The 25,043-nt window shown below is 68.8% G+C and carries 21 protein-coding genes; 14 read left to right on the top strand and 7 right to left on the bottom strand.

Annotated elements, in window-relative coordinates; all coding sequences use genetic code 11:
• Positions 1-23: 23 nt before the first annotated feature.
• A complete protein-coding gene (gene rfbA / locus NNI01S_RS08110; RefSeq protein ID WP_063019104.1) occupies positions 24-896 on the top strand; it encodes a glucose-1-phosphate thymidylyltransferase RfbA in 873 nt (290 codons plus the stop codon).
• Positions 897-898: 2 nt separating this feature from the next.
• The gene (locus tag NNI01S_RS08115; protein WP_063019106.1) at positions 899-1,447 is read left to right on the top strand and encodes a dTDP-4-dehydrorhamnose 3,5-epimerase family protein; all 549 of its coding nucleotides are present in this window, start codon (positions 899-901) and stop codon (positions 1,445-1,447) included.
• Between the two features lie 155 nt (positions 1,448-1,602).
• On the opposite strand, the gene NNI01S_RS08120 is transcribed toward NNI01S_RS08115, so the two are convergent.
• Positions 1,603-3,069, bottom strand: a complete 1,467-nt coding sequence (locus NNI01S_RS08120; RefSeq protein ID WP_063019108.1) for an MFS transporter — start codon at positions 3,067-3,069, stop codon at positions 1,603-1,605.
• Positions 3,070-3,154: 85 nt separating this feature from the next.
• On the opposite strand from NNI01S_RS08120, the gene NNI01S_RS08125 reads away from it, so the two are divergent.
• Positions 3,155-3,583 carry a MarR family winged helix-turn-helix transcriptional regulator gene (locus NNI01S_RS08125; protein WP_063019110.1) on the top strand — a complete coding sequence of 143 codons (429 nt, stop codon included), beginning with the start codon at positions 3,155-3,157 and terminating at the stop codon, positions 3,581-3,583.
• Between the two features lie 20 nt (positions 3,584-3,603).
• Here NNI01S_RS08125 and NNI01S_RS08130 read toward each other — a convergent pair whose 3' ends face one another.
• Both NNI01S_RS08130 and NNI01S_RS08135 read right to left on the bottom strand, forming a co-directional pair.
• Positions 3,604-4,446: a helix-turn-helix domain-containing protein gene (locus NNI01S_RS08130; protein ID WP_245676024.1), complete on the bottom strand. Its 843-nt coding sequence runs from the start codon at positions 4,444-4,446 to the stop codon at positions 3,604-3,606.
• 238 nt (positions 4,447-4,684) lie between these two features.
• Positions 4,685-5,263 carry a DUF4282 domain-containing protein gene (locus NNI01S_RS08135; RefSeq protein WP_063019114.1) on the bottom strand — a complete coding sequence of 193 codons (579 nt, stop codon included), beginning with the start codon at positions 5,261-5,263 and terminating at the stop codon, positions 4,685-4,687.
• A 366-nt stretch (positions 5,264-5,629) separates the two neighbouring features.
• On the opposite strand from NNI01S_RS08135, the gene NNI01S_RS08140 reads away from it, so the two are divergent.
• The 3 genes from NNI01S_RS08140 to NNI01S_RS08150 all read left to right on the top strand — a co-directional run bounded on the left by NNI01S_RS08140 (position 5,630) and on the right by NNI01S_RS08150 (position 9,398).
• Positions 5,630-6,148 (top strand): hypothetical protein, encoded by a 519-nt coding sequence (locus NNI01S_RS08140; RefSeq protein WP_245676025.1) that lies wholly within the window; start codon positions 5,630-5,632, stop codon positions 6,146-6,148.
• A 198-nt stretch (positions 6,149-6,346) separates the two neighbouring features.
• Complete coding sequence (locus NNI01S_RS08145) at positions 6,347-8,533, top strand: molybdopterin oxidoreductase family protein (RefSeq protein WP_063019116.1); 2,187 nt, start codon at positions 6,347-6,349, stop codon at positions 8,531-8,533.
• A gap of 232 nt (positions 8,534-8,765) precedes the next feature.
• Complete coding sequence (locus NNI01S_RS08150; protein ID WP_063019118.1) at positions 8,766-9,398, top strand: pyridoxamine 5'-phosphate oxidase family protein; 633 nt, start codon at positions 8,766-8,768, stop codon at positions 9,396-9,398.
• 243 nt (positions 9,399-9,641) lie between these two features.
• On the opposite strand, the gene NNI01S_RS08155 is transcribed toward NNI01S_RS08150, so the two are convergent.
• Entirely contained in the window at positions 9,642-10,223 is a 582-nt protein-coding gene (locus NNI01S_RS08155) for a TetR/AcrR family transcriptional regulator (protein ID WP_063019120.1), read from the bottom strand.
• Between the two features lie 87 nt (positions 10,224-10,310).
• Here NNI01S_RS08155 and NNI01S_RS34365 point away from each other — a divergent pair, with 87 nt between their 5' ends.
• Together NNI01S_RS34365 and NNI01S_RS33310 are read left to right on the top strand one after the other, a co-directional pair.
• Positions 10,311-10,526, top strand: a complete 216-nt coding sequence (locus NNI01S_RS34365; protein ID WP_157114648.1) for a hypothetical protein — start codon at positions 10,311-10,313, stop codon at positions 10,524-10,526.
• A 105-nt stretch (positions 10,527-10,631) separates the two neighbouring features.
• Positions 10,632-11,351 carry a DUF3558 family protein gene (locus tag NNI01S_RS33310; RefSeq protein WP_084488628.1) on the top strand — a complete coding sequence of 240 codons (720 nt, stop codon included), beginning with the start codon at positions 10,632-10,634 and terminating at the stop codon, positions 11,349-11,351.
• Positions 11,352-11,656: 305 nt separating this feature from the next.
• Here NNI01S_RS33310 and NNI01S_RS08175 read toward each other — a convergent pair whose 3' ends face one another.
• The gene (locus NNI01S_RS08175; RefSeq protein ID WP_063019128.1) at positions 11,657-12,592 is read right to left on the bottom strand and encodes an AraC family transcriptional regulator; all 936 of its coding nucleotides are present in this window, start codon (positions 12,590-12,592) and stop codon (positions 11,657-11,659) included.
• 209 nt (positions 12,593-12,801) lie between these two features.
• Between NNI01S_RS08175 and NNI01S_RS08180 the strand changes: the two genes are divergently transcribed.
• On the top strand, positions 12,802-13,629 hold the full coding sequence (locus NNI01S_RS08180) for an alpha/beta fold hydrolase (protein WP_063019131.1): 828 nt from the start codon (positions 12,802-12,804) through the stop codon (positions 13,627-13,629).
• Position 13,630: 1 nt separating this feature from the next.
• Here NNI01S_RS08180 and NNI01S_RS08185 read toward each other — a convergent pair whose 3' ends face one another.
• A complete protein-coding gene (locus tag NNI01S_RS08185) occupies positions 13,631-14,086 on the bottom strand; it encodes a GtrA family protein (RefSeq protein ID WP_245676026.1) in 456 nt (151 codons plus the stop codon).
• 118 nt (positions 14,087-14,204) lie between these two features.
• On the opposite strand from NNI01S_RS08185, the gene dprE1 reads away from it, so the two are divergent.
• The 5 genes from dprE1 (at position 14,205) to NNI01S_RS08210 (ending at position 23,998) form a co-directional block, all read left to right on the top strand.
• The gene (dprE1, locus tag NNI01S_RS08190) at positions 14,205-15,692 is read left to right on the top strand and encodes a decaprenylphosphoryl-beta-D-ribose oxidase (RefSeq protein ID WP_245676027.1); all 1,488 of its coding nucleotides are present in this window, start codon (positions 14,205-14,207) and stop codon (positions 15,690-15,692) included.
• Positions 15,689-16,450 carry a decaprenylphospho-beta-D-erythro-pentofuranosid-2-ulose 2-reductase gene (dprE2, locus tag NNI01S_RS08195; RefSeq protein WP_063019133.1) on the top strand — a complete coding sequence of 254 codons (762 nt, stop codon included), beginning with the start codon at positions 15,689-15,691 and terminating at the stop codon, positions 16,448-16,450. Before dprE1 ends, dprE2 begins: the two co-directional genes overlap by 4 nt.
• A 211-nt stretch (positions 16,451-16,661) precedes the next feature.
• A complete protein-coding gene (locus tag NNI01S_RS08200) occupies positions 16,662-18,620 on the top strand; it encodes a galactan 5-O-arabinofuranosyltransferase (RefSeq protein WP_063019432.1) in 1,959 nt (652 codons plus the stop codon).
• Between the two features lie 201 nt (positions 18,621-18,821).
• Positions 18,822-20,639, top strand: a complete 1,818-nt coding sequence (locus NNI01S_RS08205) for a glycosyltransferase family protein (protein ID WP_063019434.1) — start codon at positions 18,822-18,824, stop codon at positions 20,637-20,639.
• Between the two features lie 11 nt (positions 20,640-20,650).
• Positions 20,651-23,998 carry an arabinosyltransferase domain-containing protein gene (locus tag NNI01S_RS08210; RefSeq protein WP_063019135.1) on the top strand — a complete coding sequence of 1,116 codons (3,348 nt, stop codon included), beginning with the start codon at positions 20,651-20,653 and terminating at the stop codon, positions 23,996-23,998.
• A 79-nt stretch (positions 23,999-24,077) separates the two neighbouring features.
• On the opposite strand, the gene NNI01S_RS08215 is transcribed toward NNI01S_RS08210, so the two are convergent.
• Positions 24,078-25,010, bottom strand: coding sequence for an NADP-dependent oxidoreductase (locus NNI01S_RS08215; RefSeq protein WP_063019138.1), 933 nt, complete (start codon positions 25,008-25,010; stop codon positions 24,078-24,080).
• Positions 25,011-25,043: the final 33 nt, after the last annotated feature.

Consider the following 25,043-nt stretch of genomic DNA (forward strand, 5'->3'; position numbering starts at 1 on the left):
CGCCGAACTGGCAGACTCCAACCATGCGCGGAATCATTCTGGCGGGCGGCACCGGCTCCCGGTTGCACCCGATCACGCGCGGGGTGAGCAAGCAGCTGGTCCCGGTCTACGACAAACCCATGGTCTACTACCCCCTTTCCACGCTGATGCTCGCGGGGATCAGGGACATCCTGGTGATCACGACGCCCGAGGACGCAGCGGCGTTCCGGCGGCTGCTCGGCGACGGCACGCAGTTCGGGCTGTCGCTCAGCTATGTGGTCCAGCCCGAGCCCGACGGCCTGGCCAGGGCCTTCGTCCTGGGCGCCGATCACATCGGCGGGGATTGCGCCGCATTGGTGCTCGGCGACAACATCTTTCACGGTCCCGGTCTCGGCACCAGCCTCAATCGTTTCCACGGGATCGACGGCGGCGCGGTGTTCGCGTACTGGGTGTCCGACCCGACCGCCTACGGCGTGGTGGAGTTCACCGGCGGACGCGCGGTGTCCATCGAGGAGAAGCCCAAAGTTCCCCGGTCGAACTACGCCATTCCGGGGCTGTACTTCTACGACAACGACGTGGTGGAGATCGCGCGGTCGCTCCGGCCGTCCGCGCGCGGCGAATACGAGATCACCGACATCAATCGCGCCTACCTGGAACAGGATCGCCTGAGCGTGGACGTACTCGCCCGCGGCACCGCGTGGCTGGACACCGGTACCTTCGATTCCCTGCTCGACGCGGCCAATTACGTGCGCACCATCGAGGAGCGGCAGGGCCTCAAGATCGGCGTCCCCGAGGAGGTGGCCTGGCGGATGGGCTTCATCGACGACGAGCAGCTGCGCAGACTCGCCGAACCGATGGTCCGCTCCGGGTACGGCCGCTACCTGCTGGATCTTCTCGACCGCGGACGGGACTGGTGAGCATGGATTTCCGGGAGCTCGCGGTGCCGGGCGCGTGGGTGGTCACGCCGCGCCAGCACGGCGACGATCGCGGCATGTTCCTCGAGGGGTTCAAGGCCTCGGAGTTCGAGAAGGCGACCGGGCGGCCGTTCGACCTGCGGCAGGTGAACTGCTCGGTGTCGGCCGCCGGGGTGCTGCGTGGCATCCACTACACCGAGGACCCACCCGGGCAGGCGAAGTACGTGACCTGCGTGCGCGGCGCGTTCCTCGACGTGGTGGTCGACCTGCGCCCCGGCTCGCCGACCTACGGGCGCTGGGACAGTGTGCTGCTCGATGACGTCGACCGACGCTCGGTGTTCCTCTCCGAAGGTCTCGGCCACGCGATCCTCTCCCTGGAGGACGGCTCGACGGTCACCTACCTGTGCTCCCTGGAGTACCAGCCGGAGTTCGACCACGATATCGACGCGTTCGATCCCACGCTGGGCATCGAGTGGCCCCGGGTGGGGCGCGACGGCAAGGAACTCACCTTCGTCCGTTCCGCGAAAGACACTGTGGCTCCGCCGTTCTCCTGATCCGAGCGAGGGATTCGGCGGCGTCTCGACGTCGATGCCCGGTCCGAGCGAGACCACCGGTCCGAAGCCCGCCCGACGGGCCGAGGGAAGCAGTCGCATACGCCGAGCGCCGCCACCCGGAGCGGGTGACGGCGCGAGGGCGGACGATGCGACGATCAGCCGACGAGTTCCAGTTCCTGCGGCGCTTCCGCCGCCGCCTTCTCGCCGCGGAACCGTGGGACGAAGGCCAGCAGGGCGACCAGCGCGCCGACGATGGACACGCCCGCGGCGAACTCCAGACCCGGGCGGTAGGTGTCGAGCATCCCCGCGGCGGAGATGTCGGCGTGTGCTCCGGAAGAGATGATCGCCGTGGTCACCGCGAGCACGATTGCCGCGCCGACCTGCATGGACGTCTGCAGCACGCCGGCGGCGAGGCCCTGCTCCTCGTCCTCGATGCCGTTGGTGGCCTGGATGTTGATGGCGGGGAAGCCGACCCACCCGATGCCGATGAGCAGCACCGCGGGCAGCAGCATGGTCAGGTAGGAAGGGGCGGTGTCCAGCCGCAGGAACAGCAGGTATCCGACGGCCATCACGACCATGGTCACCGCGATCACCGGCCCGGTGCCGAAGCGATCCACCAGCTTGTCGGAGAAGAAGGCCGACAGCACCACCAGCAGACCGACCGGCAGCAGCGCCATGGCCAGCTTCAGCGGCGACCAGTCGAGGGTGTCCTGCATGTACAGGGTCACGATGAACTGCCAGCTGAAGTAGGAACCCGCCACCGCGACGATCGCGAGGCTGGCGCGGACCAGCGACGACTTGCGCAGGATGCCGAGGCGAACCAGCGGGTAGCGCACCCGCTTCTCCACCGCGACGAACCCGGCGAACAGCGCGACGACCGCGAGGAACGAGCCGATGGTGCGTGCCGAGGCCCAGCCGGCTTCCGGCGCGGCGACCACGGTGTAGACCAGCAGCAGCATGGCGGCGGTGGACAGCAGCGCGCCCAGCAGGTCGTGTCCGCCTTCTTCGGCAGGCTTGTCCTTGGGCACCAGCACGTACGCTGCGGCCAGCGCGGCGAGCGCGATCGGCACCGGGAGCAGGAAGGTCCAGCGCCAGCCGACACCGGTCATCAGGCCGCCGAACAGCAGGCCCATCGAGTAGCCGCCCGCGCCGAAGACGGTGTAGATGGACAGCGCCTTGTTCCGGGCCGGACCCTCGCCGAAGTTGGTGGTGATGATGGACAAGCCGGTCGGCGCGGTGAACGCGGCGGCGAGGCCCTTGACGAAGCGGGTGAGGATCAGCAGCGGACCGGAGCTGACCAGGCCGCCGGCCAGCGAGGCGACTGCGAAGATCGCGAGCGCGATCAGGAAGACCTTGCGCCGCCCGAGCAGATCGGCGGTGCGGCCGCCGAGCAGCAGCAGACCGCCGTAGCCGAGCACGTAGCCGCTGACCAGCCACTGAAGGGTGGAGGTGGACAGATCGAGTTCCGCGCCGATGGACGGCAGCGCGACACCGATCATCGAGACGTCGAGGCCGTCGAGGAACAACACGATGCACAGCGTGATCAGCATGCCCCAAAGCCGGGCTGACCATCTGGTCGGATCGGTCGCCTGAGCGGCCGAGAGCGTTGCTGGTGAAGTCATGCGGGGAACATTACATGCGTGTGCATTAAATGCCAACACATTTAATGTCGTTGCATAGACACGGCTGTCCCACTAAGATGGGGCCATGTCGAAGCCGACCACCGTGAGCACACCCCGGCGCGCGACCGCGCCGGCCGGGCTGGTTGGAGAGTGGCGCGAGCTGCTCGACCGGCACGCGGCGGTGAGTTGCGCACTCGAGAAAGCGCTCCAGAACGGTCACCGGATCGGGCTCAGCGAATTCGAGACGCTGGATCGGTTGATCGACGCGAACTGCGGCGACTACCGGATGAGCGACCTGGCCAACGACATCTACCTCAGCCAGAGCGCGCTCTCGCGAGCCGTGGCCCGGCTGGAACGCGACGGGCTGGTCCAGCGCACCATGTGCGCGGAAGACCGCCGCGCCGTATTCGTCTGCCTCACCGAGAAGGGCCGCGAAGTCTACGAGCAGGCCCTGCCCACCCACCGCGCGGTGTTGAACGACACCTGGGACCTGCCGGGGCCGCCGCGGTGCTGATCAGCGCCGGATAGCGCGGCTCAGAGCGATTTCCGAGCTTCTTCGATGCGCGTGCGCGGGTCGACCGCCGCCGCCTCGATGCTCGCGAATGCCGTTCGAAAGCGTCCGATCTCGTGTTCCTTGTCCACGTAGACCGGCCCGGTGAACGCTTCCAGATAGACCACCGGCGGTTCGGGCGGCTCGCCGGAACGCGCCTCGTGGAACTCCAGCAGCACGAACCGGCCCGAGGTCATGCCGTCGTGATAGCCGCAATCCATGGGAACCAGGCGGATCCGGACGTTCGGCAACTCGGCCATCCGCAGCAGATGATCGAGTTGCCCGGAGGTCACCTCCGGACCACCGATGCGCCGGCGCAGCACCGTCTCGTCGATCAGCGCGTCCAGCACCAACGGCTCGTCCGGGCGATTGACCAGCGCCTGCCTGGCCTGACGTAGGCGCACCCTGCGATCGATCTCGTCGGCGGACAGCTCCGGGTGCGCCGCCGCGATCACCGCCCGGGTGTAGCCCTCGGTTTGCAGCAGCCCCGGGACCAGCTCGTTCTCATAGGTGAACACCCGGGCGGCCGCCTCTTCCAACCCGATGTAGACGTCGAAGCCCTCGGGGATCACGTCACCGTAGGCGGTCCACCAACCCTTGGCCTTCGTGTCGCGCGCCAGCGCGCGCAGTGGTTCGAGCAGATCGGGCGGAGCGCCGTAGACCTTGCACATCGCCTCGACGTCCAGCCCGCGCAGTGAGGTCTGGCCGGTCTCGATCCGCCAGATCTTCGCCTCCGACCACTCCAGCTGCCGCGCGGCTACCCGCGTGGTCATCCCGGCGCGGTTGCGCAGGTCACGCAGGTGCCTGCCGAGCTGCCGTCGCGGCATGGTCGATCCGGTCGTTCCTTGCGGTAAAGCCATGCTTCCCCCCTGTTTCGACGTGCCCCGCACCGCGAATCGTGTCCGTCTGCGGTCCGGCGCGCCCTACCCTGAACACCCGAGGTGGATGTGCCGGGTACCGGAACAGCATTGTTCACAGTGAAACTCACAGCGGTCACGGCGCGTGTCTCAGCCAGGCCGATGGCTACCGCGAGTCAAACCACTTCCGCACGGCGCGATTTCGCTTCTACCTGCGCGGGCCGCGCTTGCGGAAGCGCCAGAACTGCACCGCCCGAACGTCTTCGGACAGCTGGTTGACCGGCTCGGCCACGTCCGACAACGCCTGGAACAGGTCGTCGGCCAGCTCGCTGATGTGTTCCACCCTGGTGGCCAGGCGCGAGGCGTTCACCAGGAACTCCAGCATCAGGCGCACGGCGGCCGCGATTGTCAGGCCGAGCGGGACCCCCAGCACCGCGGCGAGCACGCCCAGCACCGCGGACGCCCGCCAGGCCGAGACGGTCAGCGTGATGGGCACGGCGAACGCGAACACCAGCCCCAGGATGTAGGCCAGCGGCAAGAGCGTGCGGGTGGCCGGGCGATGGAACTGCACGTCGACCAGGGCCCGTGCGGCCGCCGCGCTCCACTGCGCGAACGCGTGCGGACTGCGGAACGGCTCGGCGGGCTGTTCTTCGCCGGAGGCGGCCCCGGCGAACCGCTTGGCCGCCGAATCCTTCCACGTCGGCCAGCGCGACTCGGCCTCGTACTCCTCGGGGTCCGCGACCGGACGGTCCGCGGACCCGCCCGTACTATGCGATTCATCACTCATTCCAGGTCCTCCTCCGGGCCTGACGCTCATGCCGTGTCCTCCTCCGCATGCGCGGGCCGTAGGTGCGCTGATGCCGAGAATCCTTCCTGCCCGGGGCGGGGGGATCCAGCTGGAAACGCACGCCGCCGGTATGTTTTCGCACCCGCAACACCCATCGCGGCCCATCCACAGCGACCTCACAGCTCCGGCGCAGCGAGTGGCCAGGTCCTGGGCCGAAAGTAGCTGCGTGGCAACCACGGCGAGCCACCTCGGGATGCCCGGCGATACGCGGACGAACCTCTCGGAAATGAGACGTAGGCGACACTCCGGAAATTTTCTCGGAGAACGCGTAACGCCCACGGCAGCCCCCGCCGATACGACCCATGAATGCAGGACCCAGAGATCTACCGGGGAATGGAGAAGACAGTGCGCACCACGTTTCCGACTTCCGTCAAGGCGGGCGAACTGACCGCCGCTGCGCAGGACTACGACCAGCGCGGGTGGACGGTCGCCGAAACGGCCAACGGTCTGAGCCTGATCACCGACGACGACCTGTCCGGCATCGAGGTCACCGGCGAACTGGCCGGCGAGGTCCGCCGCTTCCTGCGGGCGAACAACCTGTCCGGTGCGGTGATCGAGATTCCCGGCACGGAGCGTCGCGAGATCCACCTGGTCACCGGCGTCCGCAAGGCCACGATGGCGCTGCAGGCGCTGCGCGAGGCCGGGGCCACCGTGTACACCGACGGCGCGGGTATCCCGCTGCCGCCCACCCAGCTCTCGGCCGGTTCGGCCTGCTGGGGCGTCGCGCCCGCCGAGGCCCGCTGGGTGCCGCCGGTCGTCGCGATCGCCGCGGCCGTCCGCGCCGCCACCACCTCACGCCGCGCCAAGCTGACCATCGCCTGCTGAGCACCCTGATCGCGTTCACCTGCTGATCGCGGGCCGGGGCCGCGCTACCCGGCCTGTTTGCGACCGGTATCCGATCAGGCGCTCCGGATCCCCACCCCGGAGCGCCGCCGGGTACCGGTCGTTCGGCGTTGCCGATATCGAGCGCGCGGATGTCGAGCGTTCTCTTTTCAGTTTCACGACCGGACGCCAAGATGGGGTATGGCCCCGATCACGCAATCGCGCAATCTGCTGCGGACCTGCCCCCTCTGTGAGGCGGTCTGCGGCCTGGACATCACCCTGGACCCCGACGACCATGTGACCTCGGTCCGCGGCGACCGCAGCGACCCCTTCAGCAAGGGCTTCATCTGCCCGAAGGGAGCCAGCTTCGGCCACCTCGACGAGGATCCGGACCGGGTGACCGAACCGCTGATCCGCGATCGCGCGACCGGCACCTGGCGCACCGTGAGCTGGGATGAAGCTTTCGATTACATCGCCGAGCGGTTTCCCGCCGTGGTGGCCGAGCACGGGAACCAATCGGCGGCGGCCTACTTGGGCAACCCCAACGCGCACACTGTGGCAGGCGCCCTGTACTTGCCGATACTGCTGCGGGCGCTGGGCACCAAGAACATCTACTCGGCCAGCACCGCGGATCAGATGCCCAAGCAGGTGGCCAGTGGGCTGATGTTCGGCGATCCGCTGACCGTGCCGGTGCCCGACCTGGACCGCACCGATTATCTGCTGATGCTGGGGGCCAATCCGCTGGAGTCGAACGGCTCGCTGTGCACCGCACCGGATTTCCCGGGCAGACTGAAGGCGCTGCGCGGCAGAGGCGGTCGCTTCGTGGTGGTCGATCCGCGAGTGACCCGCACCGCGAAACTCGCCGACGAGCACTTGTTCATCCGTCCGGGCAGCGATGCGTACCTGCTGTTCGGCATTGTGCATACGCTCTTCGCCGAGCATTTGACCGACCTGCGCGTCGAGGTCACCGGGCTGGAGGAATTGCGTACCGCCGCCGCCCCGTTCGATCCGGATACGGTGGCGAGCCGCACCGGCGTACCCGCGTCGACGATCGTGCGGCTGGCCCGCGAGCTCGCGGCGGCGCCGACCGCCGCGGTGTACGCCCGCATCGGCACCTGCACCGCGGAATTCGGCACGATCACGCAGTGGCTGGTCGACGCGATCAACGCGCTGACCGGCAACCTCGACTCCCCGGGCGGCGCCATGTTCGCCACCGCCGCGGCCGGCGGCATCCCCCGGACCAGGCCGTTCCGCGCCGGACGCTGGACCAGCCGGGTCCGCGAGCTGCCGGAGGCGATGGGCGAGTTGCCCGTCGCGACGCTCGCCGACGAGATCACCACGCCGGGCGAGGGGCAGATCCGCACCCTCGTGACGGTCGCGGGCAATCCGGTGCTGTCCGCGCCGAGCGGTGCTCGCTTGGACGAGGCGTTCGCTCAGCTCGACTTCATGGTGAGCGTGGACCGCTACGTGAACGAGACCACCAAGCACGCCGATGTGATCCTGCCTCCCCCGCGGCCGACCCAGTCCCCGCACTACGACTTCGCGCTGCTGCAATTCGCCGTGCGCAACTACACCCGCTACTCGCGCCCGCTGGTGCCGCTGGGGGACCGCCCGTCCGAGCCGGCCGTCCTGGCTCGTCTCGCCGCCGCGCTGACCGGCAGGCCGCACGACGGCTCCGACGGGGTCGATCCGCTCGCCGCCGTGGACGAACTCGTCATCGCGGGGTTGTTGCACAAGGCCGGGCTCGCGCAGCGGCGCGGCGATCTGATCGGCGAGAACAGCACCGAGCAACGCATCGACCTCATGTTGCGTCTCGGGCCGTACGGCGAATGGAACGGCGGCACACTCAACCTGCAGGTGCTGCTGGACAACCCGCACGGCATCGACCTCGGCCCGTTGCAGCCGCGCCTGCCGGGCGTGCTGCGCACCGCGAGCGGGCGGGTGGACCTGGCTCCGCAGCCGCTGCTGGACGACGTGGCGCGCATGCGGGCGCGTCTGTCCGACGCCGCACCGGAGATCGTGCTGATCGGGCGGCGGCAGCTGCGGTCCAACAACAGCTGGATGCACAACATCGCGCCGCTGGTGAGCGGGTCCAATCGCTGCACCTTGCATATCAATCCGGCCGACGTGGAGCGGCTCGGGCTCGGCGATCAGGCGGTGGTGAAATCGGCCGCCGGGACGCTGACGGTCCCGCTGGAGCCGACCGACGCGATCATGCCCGGCGTGGTGAGCCTGCCGCACGGGTGGGGTCATGGTGACAGCGGGCAGTCCGTGGCCCGCGCGCACGCGGGCGTCAATGCCAATGTGCTCACCGACGATTCGGTGGTCGACGCGCCGTCCGGGAACGCCGTGTTCAACGGAGTTCCGGTCACGCTGGCCCCGGCCTGACACCCCTCGAATCGCTCCCGCAAATCCCGACCGGCCGGAAACAGTTCCGGCCGGTCGGCTTTTAGCTAATCGTCCGAAATGCTTGGTACGCCCGGAAATCCGAGCTATTTCCGGCCGCGATTTCGAGGTTTAACCGAGACGTTCTCATCTAAAATAGATGCGATCTCGGTGCGACCGCGGTTCAACGTCGAGCCTGGTGGACCCCGGATTCCGGCGACCAGAGGGGGCGGCGATGCCCGGCACACAGAACGGCAGCGACGGCGAGCGTGAGCTGCAGGAACGGTACGGCACACACGATCGGGCCCAGCGGTTCTACGACGATCAGGTGCTCGACCGGCTCAATCCGACGATGATCGAATTCATCGGACGGATGGATATGGCGTTCATCGCCACCGCGGACAAAAGCGGCGAATGCGACGCCAGTTTTCGCGCCGGACTGCCAGGTTTCCTGCATGTGATAGACGACCGTACGATCGCCTATCCGGAATACCGTGGCAACGGCGTCATGGCCAGTCTCGGCAATATCCTGGAGAATCCGCACGTCGGGATACTGCTCATCGATTTCGTGCGCGACCTCATCGGGCTGCACATCAACGGTTCGGCCCGCATCGTCTCCGACCCCGTCCTCCGCGCCGGCGTGCCGGACCTACCGGTCAATCTGAAGGGCCGCGCCGCCCAGCAGTGGGTGGTGGTCGACGTGGAGGAAGCGTACATCCACTGCCGCAAGCACATCCCACATCTCGTCCCCGCCCCGCGCGAACAGCGCGAGTGGGGCACCGACAACGTCCGCGCGAAGGGCGGCGACTACTTCGGTGCGAAGGCGGAGAAGAACGAACTGGCCGACACGCTGGTCAGCGGATCCTGAGGGGACGGTACGCGGCCGAGCCCACCTCCATGAGTGGCACACCATAGAGACCCCTTCTCGGGAGATGCCGCAGCCCTGCGCCACTCGTGCTCTGACTGCGCCTGCGGACGGATCGCGTAACGTTTCGGGTTATTGGACCGAACATTCTGGTATGGCGCGTTTATTCGGTCGGAGCGGTCGGGTGGCCCGCTCGAGGTTGTCGATCAGGATGCCCGGGCGGACGCTCGCCGCGACCGTACGGACTCAGCCCAGTATCGATGTGGCCATGCGGCCCGCATCGCGTAGGCGGGTGGCGGCGTTCGGGGTGCGCTCGAGTACCCACACTCCCTGCAAGAAGACCAGCAGGAAGCGGGCCATGGCGCGCGGGTCAGCGTCGGGGGGCAGTTCGTCCTGGGCTCGGGCGCGCGACAATGCGGAGGCCAGCGCGGTTTCCGTGCGCGCCCAGCTGGATTCGACGAGGCGGGCGACGTCGGCGTCCCTGGCGGCGAGTTCGACTGCCGCGTTGGTCACCAGACAGCCCAGGAATCGATTCTCCGAACAGGATTCGGTCACGAACCGGTCGATCAGTCCCCTGACCGCGGGTAGCACCGGACCTGGACGAGCCAGTTCCGCCGTGACGAGCGCGTCGACGACCTCCACATGGCGTTGCAGCGCCTGCATGAAGAGATCGTGCTTGCTGCCGAAGGTCGAGTAGAGACAGGCCCTGGCGATGCCCAGATGCTCCGTCAGATCCGCTATCGAGGTCGTCTCGTAGCCCCGCTGCCAGAACAGGACAAGCGCGCGATCGAGCACCACATCGGGGTCGAAGGTCTTGGTACGCGCCATGTTTCGAGATCGTAGAGCTATTGCGACCGATCAGTCAAATATGCAACACTACGAGCCCCCATCCCCAACCGCAGAACAGGACGCCTGATGAAGAAGCTCATCGTTGCCACCGCCGTGATCGCAGGACTCCTCGTCCCGGCGAGTTCGGCTGCGGCGCAATCCGCCCCCGCACCTGCTTCCGCACCTGTCGCAACGACCTCGCCCGCGGCTCCGGTGGGTTCTTGGTCGGAGGAGTTGTTCTGCGCCGTCATCAAGTTCCTGAAGGGCGGCTGGGCGGGGCGTCCCACCGACTGCTCTTTCTGACCAGCCGACTTCGAATCGCCGTGAAATAGCCTGACGTAAGGAAATCGCGAGATGACAAGCAGGGCTATCGGGCGCGGCCTCACAGCCGTCGCGTGTAGCGCGGTGATGCTGCTCGCCGGCTGCGAAACCGCCTCCTCCGAGAAGACTTCGCCGACTCCGGGTGGGACCGCCTCGGCGACGAACACTGTCGCCGCGCCCACGACGGCCCGCGCCGGAGGTGAATCGGCCGCGCCGGAACCCACTCGGGTCGAGGCCGGTACCCCCGCACCCGGTACCCCTGCCCCCGGTGCCCCCGCACCTGACGCTCCTGCACCCGGCGCCCCCGCACCTGACGCTCCCGCCCCTGGCACCGCCGCACCTGGCACCCCTGCACCGGGGAGTCCGGCCGCCACGCCTACGGATTCCCCGGCAAGCCCCTTCTGGGACCCCTGCACGCTGCGGGATTCCGACCTCAGCGCGGCAGGTTTGGATACTTCCACGAAGACAAGAATTTCCGACGCCACGTTTCCGACTTGGCAGATGTGCAAGTGGCAATCGATCGACCGGACTTTCCAACTGGTGATCGCCGCATCGGATCGCACGATCGCCGATCTGCTCGAACCCGGGACCTACCAGGATCTCCGGAGGACCGAATTCGCAGGCAGGCAAGTGGTGCAATTCCGATCGGTGGCGGACACGCACAAGCTGGGCTGCGAGGTCGGTACACCGGCGGCGTACGGCAGCATCGTGTTCGCGGTGCGCAATACGCGCATCCAGACCGATGTGGGCGATCCCTGCGCCGACGTGAATCGGGTCGGGGCCGCCCTTTTCAGGTCGCTCCCCTGACCCGAATCCGTGTGCGACGTCGGCGACACGTGCTCGCCGACGTCACCACGATCAAGGCGAATTCGTCAACGCCACCGGTGCGCCTCCGCCGTCTCCTGACCTCGGCTTCGATGGAATCCCGCAAGGTCACGTCGTGCAACCAACGGTCCACCATGGTCGGCAACCGACGCATCGTGGTCACCGTCGGCGAGTCTTCGTCGTACTCCGCCATCGGGGTCGGCCAGCGTTCGGCTGCCACAATCGAGTGCACTGGATTCGAGTCCTGGCCCCGCATGCCGACGGACACCGTATCCGATGGCACTTGGTCAGCGCGGTCGTACTTCCTGCGGAGTGACCCCGAACCGCGACTTGAACGCGGAGCCGAAGGCGCTGAGGGAGCGGAAACCGCTGGCGTAAGCGATGTCGGCGACGGTACGGGCGGATGGGGCTTCGCGCAGGCGGCGGTGCGCGCGGTCGAGCCGCTCGCTGCGGATCAGTTCGCTCGGTGCGGTGCCGGTGTGACGCAAGGCCAGTTGGATCTGCCGCAGCGACCAGCCTAGGCTTCGCGCGATCGCGGCCGGTGTCAGGTTCGGGTCGTCGGCGTGCCTGCGCACGTGGTTGCGAACCGCGGTGTCCACCGTGGCCAGCACGGTGGGCATCACGCTGCGGCGGCGCAGGCACAGACCGAGCAGGTCGACGATCGCGTCACAGGCGGAGGCGAACTCGGGCCCGTCGACAGCCTCACGCTGCCTGCCGAGTTCGCCGATCATGCCTGCCACGACCGAGCCCAAGCCCTCGCCCAGGTCGATCAGCGCCGGTCCCGCGCCGGTCTCGAGCGGCAGAGCGCCGGCGGGGACGTTCATCACCCACCCGCGCGCAGCCAGGGGTTGGTCGAAATCCACCGGACGCGTCTTCGTGACGACCGCGGCGTGCCCCGGCGCCACCTGAGCGGTGCCGCCGTCCTGCCGAAGACGCAATACTCCGGCGGTCGGGATCGTCACCCGCAGACTCTCGTCGCCGTCACGCCGGATATCCGCACGGGTTCGGGAGTAGCCGATGCTGTCCGACCAGAAGTCGATCAGCTGGTAGCCCGCGTATCGCTGCACGGCCGTCGCTCCACGGAACGACGACGGACTGGCGAAACGGCATTGCAAGGTGCCCTGGTTACGACAGACGTGCTCAGCCCAGAGGTCGGCCGACTCGCGGGGCAGGACCGCGCCGGTATCGACGCGCTCCACGAAATACGGCTCGGCGACCGACACGAGCAACCTCCCAGACCGACGTGCGCGTTTCCGTCAGACTCGTGCACGGATCAGGTCGAGCGCGCAGAGGTCCACGCCTAACGTGAATCCGATCGTACAGATCACACCCAGGCACCGGCGCGTCGTAGCCGGCGCCGGCGGGAACCCGTCACCGGGTGCGGCGCAAGCTCGGGTCGGCCCGCCGCTCACTGCAAGGAATGGGCACAGTCATGGACCGTAGGCATGTTCACGTACCGACTCGGCTGGGGCTGCTGCACGTCGTCTTGACCGGCAGCGGCGATCCGATCGTGATGTGGCCGAGCCTTCTCATGGACGCCGGCCTCTGGGACGACCAAGTCGGCTATTTCGCACGGGATTTCTTGACCATCGCGGTGGACCCGCCCGGGCACGGGCGGTCCAGCCGCCTCGAACGGCCCTTCACCTTCGACGAGTGCGCGGCGTGCGTGGTCGACATCCTCGATCAGTTGGGATTACCGCGGACCCATTTCCTCGGGAACTCCTGGGGCGCCATGACCGGCGGCACCTTCGCCGCCGCATTCCCCGACCGCGTCGAATCCGCGATCCTGATGAACGGCACGGCGTCGCCGGCCCCGCTCGCTCAGCGGACGCAGTACCGGATGCTTCTGCTGATGACCCGCGTTCTCGGCGGGATCCGGCCGCCGCTGACCGGATCGGTGGTCCGGGCCTTCCTCGGTCCGACGACCGAACGCACGCGACCGCAGGTCGTCCGGCAGGTCCTCGACGTGGCTCGCCGCAATGACCCGGCGTCGCTCGCGCACGCCGTCCGATCCGTGGTGATCGACCGCCCGGACCAGCGCGACCTCTTCTCCTCGATCACCTGCCCCACGCTGGTCGTCGGAGGTCGCGAGGACCGCACCTTTCCCGTGCCCGAACTCGAAGTTTTGGCGGACGCCATCCCCGGCTCGCAGCTCGTCGTCCTCGACGGAGCCGCCCACCTCGCGGCCGCCGAGGTCCCCGATGAAGTGAATCGCCTGGTCGAAGCCTTCCTGGCTGACCGCGCCGCGACGAGCGGATAGGTCAGCGGATCTTGAAGATCACCAAGCGCTGGACGACGAAGTTGATGACGGTGGCGGTGCCCTGGGCGATGACGAAGGCCAGCGGCTGACGCCACCATTCCCCGGGGAAGGTGAAGTAGAACAGGTTGTTGATGCCGACCTGCACCGCGAACGTCACGGCGTAGAGCGCCACGACCGCGAGGAAGCGGATCCGGCTCGGCGGTGCCTGGAAGGTCCACCGGCGATTGATCAGGTAGGCCGTTGTGGTGCCCGCCACGAAGCTGATCGACTTGGCGACGATGACGGGCAGGCCCATCAGGTTGAGCAGCAGGCTGTAGAGCCCGTAATCGACGACCGCCGAGAAGCCGCCGGTGAGGGTGAACCGGATGATCTGGGTCTTGAGGTCGACCTCGGTGCCGCCGGGCTCGTCGACCAGGGGCAACTCGGCCGGAAGCGGCAGGTGGGGTTCGGCTTGCACGCCGACGAGCGTAGCGTCGACCGGGAAATGATCGGGATCCGGTTCTGAACCGACGTGTACGTCACTACCCATGGGTAGAGCGACCCCATCCCCATCTGGCGTCATACCTGTAGCCTCTATGCCGATGTCCACGAAAGCTCCGACCGCCACCAAGACAACCGGGAACGACAAGGGCGCCGGCGTCACGAACGACGGCCCGGCCGCGGGGAACGCGTTCACCCTCCCCACGCGCACCCGCACGTTGACCGGGTGGGGTCGCACCGCACCCACCTCTTCCGAAGTGCTCTCGACCAGCGATCCCGAACTGATCGCCAAGGCAGTCGCCATGGTCGCCGAGGACAACGACGGCAAGCCCGCCCACCTGCGGCGCGGTGTGATCGCCCGCGGCCTCGGCCGCTCCTATGGCGACCACGCGCAGAACGCGGGCGGCCTGGTCGTCGACATGACCGCGCTGAACAACATCCACCGCATCGACCGCGACACCCGCATCGTGGACGTGGACGGCGGCGTCAGCCTCGACCAGCTCATGAAGGCCGCGCTGCCGTTCGGGCTCTGGGTGCCGGTGCTGCCCGGCACTCGGCAGGTGACCATCGGCGGCGCGATCGCCTCCGATATCCATGGCAAGAACCATCACAGCGAGGGCAGCTTCGGCAACCACGTGCGCTCGATCGATCTGCTCACCGCCGACGGGCAGGTGCAGCACATCACGCCGAAGCGCAACGCCAAGCTGTTCTGGGCGACCGTCGGCGGCAACGGGCTCACCGGCATCATCCTGCGCGCGACCATCGAGATGGTGCCCACGGAGACCGCCTACTTCCTCAACGACGGCGTGAAGACCACGACGCTCGACGAGACCATCGCCGCGCACAGCGACGGCAGCGAGGCGAACTACACCTACTCGAGCGCCTGGTTCGACGTGATCAGCCCGCTGCCCAAGCTGGGCCGGGCCACGATCACCCGGGGCAGGCTGGCCAAGCTCGACGAGCTGCCCAAGCGGCTGCGCAGCAAGCCGTTGAAGTTCGACGCGCCGCAGCTGATGACCGTCCCGGACATCTTCCCGAACTGGACGATGAACAAGGTCACGCTGATGTCCATCGGCGAGGCGTACTACCGGATGGGCGGCAACTACACCGGCAAGGTGCAGAACCTGACGCAGTTCTATCACCCGCTGGACATGATCGCGGAGTGGAACCGCGGCTACGGTTCCAACGGCTTCCTCCAGTACCAGTTCGTGGTGCCCACCGAGGCGGTCGAGGAGTTCAAGCGGATCATCGTCGACATCCAGGCCTCCGGGCACTACTCGGCGCTGAACGTGTTCAAGCTGTTCGGCCCGGGCAACCAGGCGCCGTTGAGCTTCCCGATGCCGGGCTGGAACATCTGCGTCGACTTCCCGATCAAGCCGGGTCTCAACGAGCTGGTCGGCGAGCTGGACCGGCGGGTGCTCGAGTTCGGCGGGCGGCTGTACACCGCGAAGGACTCGCGGACCACCGCCGAGACCTTCCACAAGATGTATCCCCGGATCGACGAGTGGATCAAGGTCCGTCGTAGCGTCGACCCCACAGGCGTTTTCATGTCCGATATGGCGAGAAGGCTGGAGCTGCAGTGATCAATGCCGTTGGCAACCCCCAGTCGATTCTGCTGCTGGGTGGCACCTCGGAGATCGGCTTGGCGATCTGCGCGGAGTACCTGAAGAAGGGGCCCGCGCGCGTCACCCTCGCCGCACTGCCCGGTGATCCCCTGCGGGAGGGCGCGGTCGCCCAGATGAAGGCGGCGGGCGCGAGCCAGGTCGACGTCATCGACTTCGACGCGCTCGACACCGAGAGCCACCCCAAGGTGATCGACGCCGCCTGGGACGCGGGTGACGTGGACGTCGCGATCGTCGCCTTCGCCCTCGACGGCGATCCCGAAGAGCTGTGGCAGAACCAGGGCAAGGCGGTACGAGTCGCCCAGATCAACTACACCGCCTCGGTCTCCGTCGGCGTGCTGGTCGGCGAGAAGATGAAGGCGCAGGGCTTCGGGCGGATCATCGCGATGTCCTCGGTCGCCGGTGAGCGGGTGCGGCGCTCGAACTTCGTCTACGGATCGACCAAGGCCGGCCTTGACGGGTTCTACCTCGGGCTCGGCGAAGCGCTGCGGCCGCACGGCCCGCGCGTGCTGGTGATCCGGCCCGGCATGGTGCGCACCAGGTTCTCGTCTCACGTCAAAGAGGCTCCGCTCACCGTCGACAAGGAAGACGTCGCCGCGCTGGCGGTCGCGGCCTCGCAGCGCGGGAAGGAACTGGTCTGGGCGCCGGGAGCCTTCCGCTACGTGATGATGGTGTTGCGGCACGTGCCGCGCGCGATCTTCCGCAGACTGCCGATCTGATCCTCGGCGAACGAGCCCGGTGCCCGCGTGATCGGTGATCGCGCGGGCACCTATCGTCTGACGGAGTGGACCCTGTGAACCCCGGAGGCGCCATGCGAGTAATCCAGTGCGACGAGCGCGGAGCGGTCCGTTGAGCACGGCGACGGCGACGGACGAAGCGCCGCCGCGGCCCGCCGATCCGGTCCCGGCGCCGGGGCGGAAGTCGCTCGCGGTGCGGCAGATCGTCTCGGGCGTCGGCGAGGCCGTGCTCGCGGCGATAGTCGCCGCGGTGGTGGCCGCCGTCGGGCTCGTCGCGTTCTCGCTGGTGCAGTGGCCTGCCTTCAATTCTTCGAATGTGACGCGGGCGCTCACCACCGTGGGCCAGGTCGGCGCGGCGGTCCTGCTCGCGGTAGCGATCGCGCTGCTGCGGCTGCACAAGTGGCCCTGGGTCGCGAAACTGCTTTCCTGGATCGGTCTTTCGACGTTCGTCACGTTCACGCTCGGCATGCCGCTGGCGGCGACGAAGCTGTATCTGTTCGGCGTCTCGGTGGATCAGGAGTTCCGCACCGAGTTCCTCACCCGGCTCACCGATTCCGCCGCACTGCGCGACATGACGTACGCGGATCTGCCGTCGTTCTATCCCGCGGGCTGGTTCTGGATCGGCGGGCGCGTGGGCGATCTGCTCGGGCTGGACGGCTGGGAAGTGTTCAAGCCGTACGCGATCGGCTTCCTCGCGGTGGCCGCGGTCGTCGCGCTGGTGCTGTGGTCGAAGCTGATCCGCGCGGACTGGGCGGTGGGCGTCGCGGCGGCGAGTACGGCGGTCACCCTGGCCTACGCCGCGCCCGAGGCGTACAGCGCCGTCATCGTGCTGCTGCTGCCGCCCGCGCTCGTGCTCGCCTGGGGCGCGCTCTACCGTCCGCTGGAGGACGTGCGCAAGGCGGCGGGCGCCGAGCAGCGGACCGCAGGAGGGTGGGGCGCGGTCGCCGGCACCGGCCTGTTCCTCGGCTGGGCGGCTACGTTCTACACCCTGTACTTCATGGTGGCCGCCTTCGCGGTCGCCTTGATGGGTCTGCTGGCGGCCTTCCTCGCGGTGCGTGCGCAGCGTGGCACCGGCCGTCCGCGCCGCGCCGGCACGACATCGGACTCGAGCCGCCCCGCCTGGCGCGCTGCGATGCCGCCGCTGGTCCGGCTCGTGGTGATCGCGGTGATCGCCGGGCTGCTCGCGCTCGTCGTGTGGGCGCCGTACCTGGCGAAGGCACTGCGCGGCACGACCGCGAGCTCCGGAACCGCGCTGCACTACCTGCCGGAATCGGGGGCGCAGCTGCCCCTGCCGATGTTCCAGTTCTCCCTGCTCGGGGCGCTGTGCCTGCTGGGCACCATCTGGCTGGTGCTACGCGCGGCGTCGTCGCGGAGGGCGCAAGCGCTCGGCATCGGGGTGGCGGCGATCTACCTGTGGACGCTGCTGTCCATGGTGGCGACCGCCGCGGGCACCACGCTGCTGTCGTTCCGGCTCGAGCCGGTGCTGCTGGTGCTGCTGTCGGTCGCGGGCGCGTTCGGGTTCGTCGAGGGGGCGCGGGCGATCTACCAGGCGCTGAACGAGCCCGCCCGGTTCCGGCTCATGACGATCGTCGTCGCGACGATCGGCGCGCTGGCGTTCGCCCAGGACATCCCGCATGTGCTGACGGCGGAGATCACCACCGCCTACACCGACACCGACGGCGACGGAAAGCGGGCCGACAAACGGGCTGCCTCGGCGGTGTCGCACTACCGCCAAGTGGACGAGGCGCTCACCGCGCAGACCGGGCGACCGCGCTCGGACACGGTGGTGCTCACCGCCGACACCAGTTTCCTTTCCTTCTATCCCTACTTCGGCTTCCAGGCGCTCACCTCGCATTACGCCAACCCACTCGCGGATTTCGCGGGTCGCGCGGACACCATCAAGAGCTGGAGCAAGCTGAAGACGTCGCAGGAGCTGCTCGACGCGCTCGCGGCCAGCCCGTGGCGCGCGCCGGACGCTTTCCTGTTCCGGCGCAGTGGCGACACCTACACCTTGCGGCTGGCCGAGGACGTCTATCCGAACGACCCGAACGTGGCGCGTTATTCGGTGAGCTTCCCCAAGGAACTGTTCGCCGACCCGCATTTCACCACCACGAATATCGGGCCGTTCGTGCTGGTCACCGTCCACCGCTGACCGATGCGGCGGAATCGCCGCGGTTGAACACGCGCAGAGTGGATACCCCTCCCGTTTGTCGGTCCACGCACAGCGTGGTTGGTACGGAGGGCGCTGTCGAGGAGTGATGCGCGGGTGACACGGGCACAGGACGTCGAAACCGGCTCCGAGACGGATTCGACGGCGGTCGCGGTCGCGACGGAAGAAGCGACAACGGCCGGAGTGCTCACCCGTCCCGCCCGCCCCCCGTGGTTCCCGCGCCTGCGGGCCGGTGGCGCCGATCTGCTCGTCGGCGTCGGTTACCTGACGCTGGCCGCGGCGGTGCTATCGGGCCAGTGGCGCAATACCGACAGCGGCTATCTGGTCAAGAGCGGTCAGGACCAGACGATGTGGGAGTGGTTCTTCGGCGTCACCGCGCACTCGGTGGAGACCATGGGCAACCCACTCGGCACCGACCTGCAGAACTTCCCCGCCGGGGTGAACATGATGGCCAATACGGCCATGTTCGGCGTCGGCGTGCCGCTGACGCCGGTCACCTTGCTCTTCGGGCCCACCGTCACGTTCGTGCTCGTGCTCACCTTCGGTCTGGGCGGGACGGCGTTCGCCTGGTACCGCCTGTTCGCCCGCGAGCTCGTCCGGTCCCGGGCCGCGGCCGTGCTCGGCGGCCTGTTCTGTGGTTTCGCGCCCGGGATGATCTCGCACGCCAACGCGCACCCGAATTTCGTCGTGCTGCTATTGCTTCCGATCATCGCCGGACGGCTGATCCGGATGGCGCGGCGAGCGGCAGCGGCGCAGCCGCAACGGCCGCGCGGACGGGCGCGCGACGCGGTCGTCCTGGGTCTGCTGGTCGCCATGCAGATCGCGCTCGGCGAGGAACCGCTGTTGATCTTCGCCCTCGCGTTCGGGGTGTTCGCCTCCGTTTACTACCTGCACACTCCGCGCGTCGGGCTGCGCGTGACGCGTGCGCTCGCCCCCACTCTCGCGCTGGCCGCGGTGATCACGCTGACGCTCGCCGAGATCCCGCTGTGGTGGCAGTTCTTCGGCCCGCAGAGCTACCGCTCGATCGACCACGGCCCGATGGGCAACGACCTCGAAGCGCTGGTGCAGTTCCCGTCCGAATCGCTGGGCGGCGTGTTCGCACCCGGGCGGAACGTGGCGATCAACCCGACCGAACAGAACGCCTACTTCGGCTGGCCGCTGCTGCTCCTGGTGGTGTTCACCGTGGGACTGCTGTGGCGAGACCGGGTGGTGCGGGCCGCGAGCGCGGTGATCGTAGTCTTCGGGGCGCTGTCCCTGGGTGCGGTCGCCACGATCGGCAAGCGGCCGACCGGCGTCGAACTGCCGTGGCGCTGGGCCGAACATGTGCCGCTGCTGAACACGGTGCTGGAGAGCAGGCTCAGCATGGCGGCGATACCGGCCATCGCGGTCGTACTCGCTCTGGTCACCGAACGCGCCGTGACGACCTGGAAGCAGTCGGCGGTGGACTGGAAGCCGCTCGCGTGGTTCGGCGCGGTCACGTGTGCCCTGCTGCCGCTGATCCCGACCACCCTGCCGGTTGTCGAGCGGACGCCGACACCGGACTTCTTCGCCGACGGCGCCGTCGGCCGCTACGTGGGCGACGGCTCGGTGGTCCTTCTGCCGCCACCCCGGCCGCCCGACGCACGGGCGCTGCGCTGGCAGGCCGACGCCGGGTTCTCCTTCCCGCTGGCGGGTGGTTACTTCGTCGGGCCGACGGGGACGACGAAGAAGGGTATCTACGGTCCTGAGGCCCGCCCGACCGCCACGCTGCTGGTACAGGCGCAGGACACCGGGGCGGTTCCGCTCATCGACGCGGGCGTGCGCGCCCGCGCGCTGGACGACCTGCGATTCTGGCGCGCCGACGTCCTGGTCCTGCCCGCGACGAAGAACGGCGAGGTGCTGCGGGAAACGGTCACGCAGCTGTTCGGATTCACGCCGACGCGGGTGGAAGACGTCTGGTTGTGGGACGTTCATACGCTGCGCTGGTCGGGGGCAGTCGGGATCACACCGGACGGTAGCTAGCATCAACCACCGTGCGACCGGACCGATCTTCTCGAGCGTTCACCCGTATCCGCTTGATCGCCCTTCTCTCCGGGCTTCTCGGATTCCTGCTGGCATTGCTGACCCCGATCCTGCCGGTGCGGCAGGATCGGGCGAGCCTGGACTGGCCCGAGCCCGGCGCCGCGAGCGTGGCCGCGCCGCTGGTGTCCTACGAGCCGCTGCGATTGCGTGCGACGCTGCCCTGCTCGCTGGCGGGCGAACTCGGAGCAGGGGGCACCCTGCTGTCCACCGTCCCGGTCGCGTCGGGCCAGGCGGCGACCAAGGGGCTGGTGGTCTCGGTCGCCGACGGCGCGCTCTCGGTGGTGCTGCGGGACATCCCGCTGCTGTCCGCGCCGCTGGCCGAGGTCGGGTCCTGCGCGACGATCGGCATCGAATCCGGCGCCGCCGCGACGACCGTCGAACTCACCGGCGTGAACCGCAAGGACGGCACGCCGTTCCGGACCACGATCGGGCGGGACATCCGGCCGCAACTGGTCGGCGTGTTCACCGACCTCGCCGCCGATCGGCTCGCCGGAGCGCAGGTGCACGCGGACATCGACTCGCGTTTCTCCTCCTCACCCACGCCGCTGAAGCTGGCCGCCATGATCGCCGCCGCCGTGTTCACGCTGATCGCACTCGTCGCACTGCACCTGCTGGACACCGCCGACGGGCGCAAACCACGGCGGTTCCTGCCCGCGCACTGGTGGCGGGTCACCTCCGCGGACGGCGTCGTGCTGGGCACGTTGGCGCTGTGGCACGTCATCGGGGCGAACACCTCCGACGACGGCTACATCCTGAACATGGCGCGCGCCTCCGAGCACGCGGGCTACATGGCGAACTACTACCGCTGGTTCGCCGTCCCCGAGGCGCCGTTCGGGTGGTCCTACGAGGTGCTGGCCTGGATGGCCCGGATCTCCGACGCGAGCCTGTGGATGCGACTGCCCACCTTGCTGGCGGGGATCGTCTGCTGGCTGGTGATCAGCCGGGAAGTGCTGCCGCGCCTCGGCGCACGGGTGCGGCGCAACAAGGTGGCGCTGTGGACGGCGGGGCTGGTGTTCCTCGCGTTCTGGCTGCCCTACGACAACGGTCTGCGTCCGGAGCCGCTGATCGCTGCGGGCGCGCTGCTCACCTGGTGCTCGATCGAACGCGCCATCGCGACCGGACGGCTGCTGCCCGCCGCAGCGGCCGTCCTCATCGCCGCCTTCTCGCTCGCGGCGGGCCCCACCGGCCTGATCTGCATCGCGGCGCTGATCGCCGGGTCGCGGCCCGTACTGCTGATCATCATCAAACGGGCCCGCGGAGCCGTCCCGGCCCGGACGGGGCCAGACGCGGACGCAGCCGCCGCCGGTTCGGCCGAAGCCGCGGCCGCGGTGAACGCCCCTGCGAAGACGGGTGCACCGTCGCGGGCGAGCGCGGTGTTCCGGTTCGCCGCGCTGCTCGCCCCGGGCCTGGCCGCGGGCACGCTGGTGCTGGTGGTGATCTTCGCCGACCAGACCCTCTCGACGGTGCTGGAAGCGACCCGGGTCCGCACGATCGTCGGCCCCAACGTCGCGTGGTTCGACGAGCGCACCCGGTGGGACTCGCTACTCATGCTCTCGCCGGACGGCTCGCTTGCGCGGCGGTTCGGCGTGCTTGTGATGCTGCTGTGCCTGCTGGTCTGCGTGCTGCAAGTCCTGCGTAAAGGCCGGATTCCCGGCACCTCGCGCGGCCCTTCGGTGCGCATTCTCGGCATCGTGTTCGCGTCGCTGTTCCTGATGATGTTCACCCCGACCAAGTGGACGCACCACTTCGGCGTGTACGCCGGACTGGCCGGATCCCTGGCCGCGCTCGCGGCGGTCGCGGTGGGCACCAGCGGCATCCGCTCGCCGCGCAACCGCGCGCTGTTCGCCGCCGCCGTGCTCTTCCTGCTCGCCGTGACATTCACCGGCTCCAACGGGTGGTGGTACGTGTCCAGCTACGGTGTCCCGTGGTGGGACAAAGCGCCGCTGATCGCGGGCAAGGGCCTGTCCACACTGTTCCTCGGACTCGCGGGCGTCGCGCTGCTGATCGCCATCTGGCAGCACTACCGGGAGCCGTACCGGCGCGAGAGTGCCGCGGCGCCTCGCCGATTCGACCGGTGGGCGTCCGCGCCGCTGACCGTGGCGGCCGCGCTGCTGGTGATCTTCGAGGTCGCCTCGCTCGCCAAGGCGGCGGCCACGCAGTACCCCGCGTACTCGATCACCAAGTCGAACATGGAATCCGTCGGCGGGGACTCGTGCGCGCTGGCGAACGAGGTGCTGGTGGAGACCGACACCGCGGATTCGCTGCTGCAACCTGTGACCGGGTCTCCCGCGGACGGATTGGCCGCGCAGAACAAGGGATTCACACCCAACGGAGTGGCGCGCGACCTGACCGCCGACGCCGAGGAGACGGTCACCGGCGGCGCGAACTCGGTGGGCAAGGACTCCGAGAACAAGACCACCAAGACGACCGGCGCGGGCACCGGAGGCGGCACCACCGAACAGGCGGGCGTCAACGGCAGCACCGTCGCGCTGCCGTTCGGCCTGGACCCGGCGAAGACCCCGGTGCTGGGCAGCTATCAGGAGGGTGAACAGCAGCAAGCCAAGCTGACCAGCCAGTGGTACCGGCTCGACCTGACCGACAGCATGCGCCACGACCCCGCCTACCAGGTGCTCGCGATCACCGCGGCGGGCCGGATCCGGTCGGTGGACGCCGACGGTGTGCTCACCTACGGGCAGGAACTGCACCTGGAGTACGGCGTCCGCGGCGCGGACGGCGAGGTGAACACCCTCGGCTCGATCGATCCGCTGGACATCGGCCCCGCGCCCTCCTGGCGCAATCTGCGGGTCCCGCTGGACCGGCTGCCCGGGGAAGTGAACGCGGTGCGGCTGGTCGCGGTCGACAACGACATCACGCCCAAGCAGTGGCTGGCGGTCACTCCGCCCCGGCTGCCGAAGCTCGCCACGCTGAATTCCGTGGTGGGGTCCACGGATCCGGTGCTGCTCGACTGGCATGTCGGCTTGGCTTTCCCGTGCCAGCGGCCGTTCGACCACAAGGACGGCGTCGGCGAGATCCCGCGCTGGCGCATCCTGCCCGACCGGGTCGGCTCCGACGCCTCCAACGCCTGGCAGGACGACATCGGCGGCGGCCCCCTCGGCTGGACCGGCCTGCTGCTGAAGTCCCAAACCGTCCCCGCCTACCTCGACCACGACTGGTCCCGCGACTGGGGCTCCCTCGAGCGCTTCACCCCCTACGCCCCCGCCGCGATTCCGGCCACAATCCACATCACTCCCCAAACCCGCACCGGCCTCGACACCGACGACCCCATCCGCATCCGCTGACGCCATGTGTTGCTGTTCGTGAGTGGCACACGGTGGAGCGGGCTCTCGCGTTTCTCCTCAGCGGTGTGCCACTCGCGGGCTAGGGGGTAAGGACGAGGCGGCCGCGGACGCCGCCGGAGGCCAGGCGTTTGTGGGCGGCTTCGACGGAGGTGAGGGGGAGGGTTTCGGCTACGCGGAGGGTGAGTTCGCCTGCGTCGACGTGGGCGACCAGCCGGTCGAGTTGTGCGCGGTCGGCGCGGACGAGAACGGTGCGTACCTCGGTGCCGCGCAAAGGGATCGGCGTGTTCGGGACGCTGATGGATACGAACCGTCCGCCGCCGCGCACCGCCGCGAGCGTCGCGGGGCCGAGGGCGGCCGCGTCCAAGGCGGCGTCCACTCCGCCGGGGACGAGGGCGCGGACGGCATCCGGCAGGGACGCCTGCCGCGGAACGAAATCGGTGGCGCCCAGTGCGCGAACCGTGTCCTGGTCGGCGGGCGAGGCCGACGCGATCACCCGAATTCCGCGTGCCGCGGCGAGTTCGACGGCGAAGCCGCCGACCGCGCCCGCCGCGCCGGTGACCAGCAGCGTGTCGGTGGACGCGAGATCCAGCGCGTCGAGGGCCTGCACCGCGGTGAGGCCGTTGAGCGGGATGGTGGCCGCCTGCACCGGGGACACGGAAACCGGGGCGGGCGCGGCATTCCCGGTTTCCAGGACCACATAGTCGGCCTGCGCGCCGAGCGAGACGTCGAGCCGGTCGCTGATGCCGATCACCGCCTGCCCCACCGCGAACTCCGTGACGCCCGCGCCCAGCGCGTCCACCGTGCCCGCGACGTCCCACCCGACACCCCACTGATCGCGCGGCGCGGCGAACGGTGTACCGCCGACGCCGGCGCGCACCATGAGGTCCACCGGATTCACCGTCGCCGCCGCGACCGCGATGCGAATCGTGCCCGGGCCAGGTTGCGGCGTCGGCACTTCCACGATCTCCGCCTCCGCTTCCGGCCCCGGCCGGCGGACAACTACAGCTCGCATGACGTTTCCTTCCTTTCGGCTGCGGCCAACCTA

Source organism: Nocardia niwae NBRC 108934 = DSM 45340 (assembly GCF_001613465.1).
Classification (GTDB): Bacteria; Actinomycetota; Actinomycetes; order Mycobacteriales; family Mycobacteriaceae; genus Nocardia; species Nocardia niwae.

Bases quoted from the DNA above. Each gene is read 5' to 3' on its own strand.
- NNI01S_RS08135 (WP_063019114.1), bottom strand. From the start codon at position 5,263: ATGAGTGATGAATCGCATAGTACGGGCGGGTCCGCGGACCGTCCGGTC.
- NNI01S_RS08140 (WP_245676025.1), top strand. From the start codon at position 5,630: ATGCAGGACCCAGAGATCTACCGGGGAATGGAGAAGACAGTGCGCACC.
- NNI01S_RS08155 (WP_063019120.1), bottom strand. From the start codon at position 10,223: ATGGCGCGTACCAAGACCTTCGACCCCGATGTGGTGCTCGATCGCGCG.
- NNI01S_RS34365 (WP_157114648.1), top strand. From the start codon at position 10,311: ATGAAGAAGCTCATCGTTGCCACCGCCGTGATCGCAGGACTCCTCGTC.
- NNI01S_RS08145 (WP_063019116.1), top strand. From the start codon at position 6,347: ATGGCCCCGATCACGCAATCGCGCAATCTGCTGCGGACCTGCCCCCTC.
- NNI01S_RS08130 (WP_245676024.1), bottom strand. From the start codon at position 4,446: ATGCCGCGACGGCAGCTCGGCAGGCACCTGCGTGACCTGCGCAACCGC.
- NNI01S_RS08150 (WP_063019118.1), top strand. From the start codon at position 8,766: ATGCCCGGCACACAGAACGGCAGCGACGGCGAGCGTGAGCTGCAGGAA.
- NNI01S_RS08125 (WP_063019110.1), top strand. From the start codon at position 3,155: ATGTCGAAGCCGACCACCGTGAGCACACCCCGGCGCGCGACCGCGCCG.
- dprE1 (WP_245676027.1), top strand. From the start codon at position 14,205: ATGCCGATGTCCACGAAAGCTCCGACCGCCACCAAGACAACCGGGAAC.
- NNI01S_RS08215 (WP_063019138.1), bottom strand. From the start codon at position 25,010: ATGCGAGCTGTAGTTGTCCGCCGGCCGGGGCCGGAAGCGGAGGCGGAG.
- rfbA (WP_063019104.1), top strand. From the start codon at position 24: ATGCGCGGAATCATTCTGGCGGGCGGCACCGGCTCCCGGTTGCACCCG.
- NNI01S_RS08120 (WP_063019108.1), bottom strand. From the start codon at position 3,069: ATGACTTCACCAGCAACGCTCTCGGCCGCTCAGGCGACCGATCCGACC.
- NNI01S_RS08115 (WP_063019106.1), top strand. From the start codon at position 899: ATGGATTTCCGGGAGCTCGCGGTGCCGGGCGCGTGGGTGGTCACGCCG.
- NNI01S_RS33310 (WP_084488628.1), top strand. From the start codon at position 10,632: ATGCTGCTCGCCGGCTGCGAAACCGCCTCCTCCGAGAAGACTTCGCCG.
- NNI01S_RS08180 (WP_063019131.1), top strand. From the start codon at position 12,802: ATGGACCGTAGGCATGTTCACGTACCGACTCGGCTGGGGCTGCTGCAC.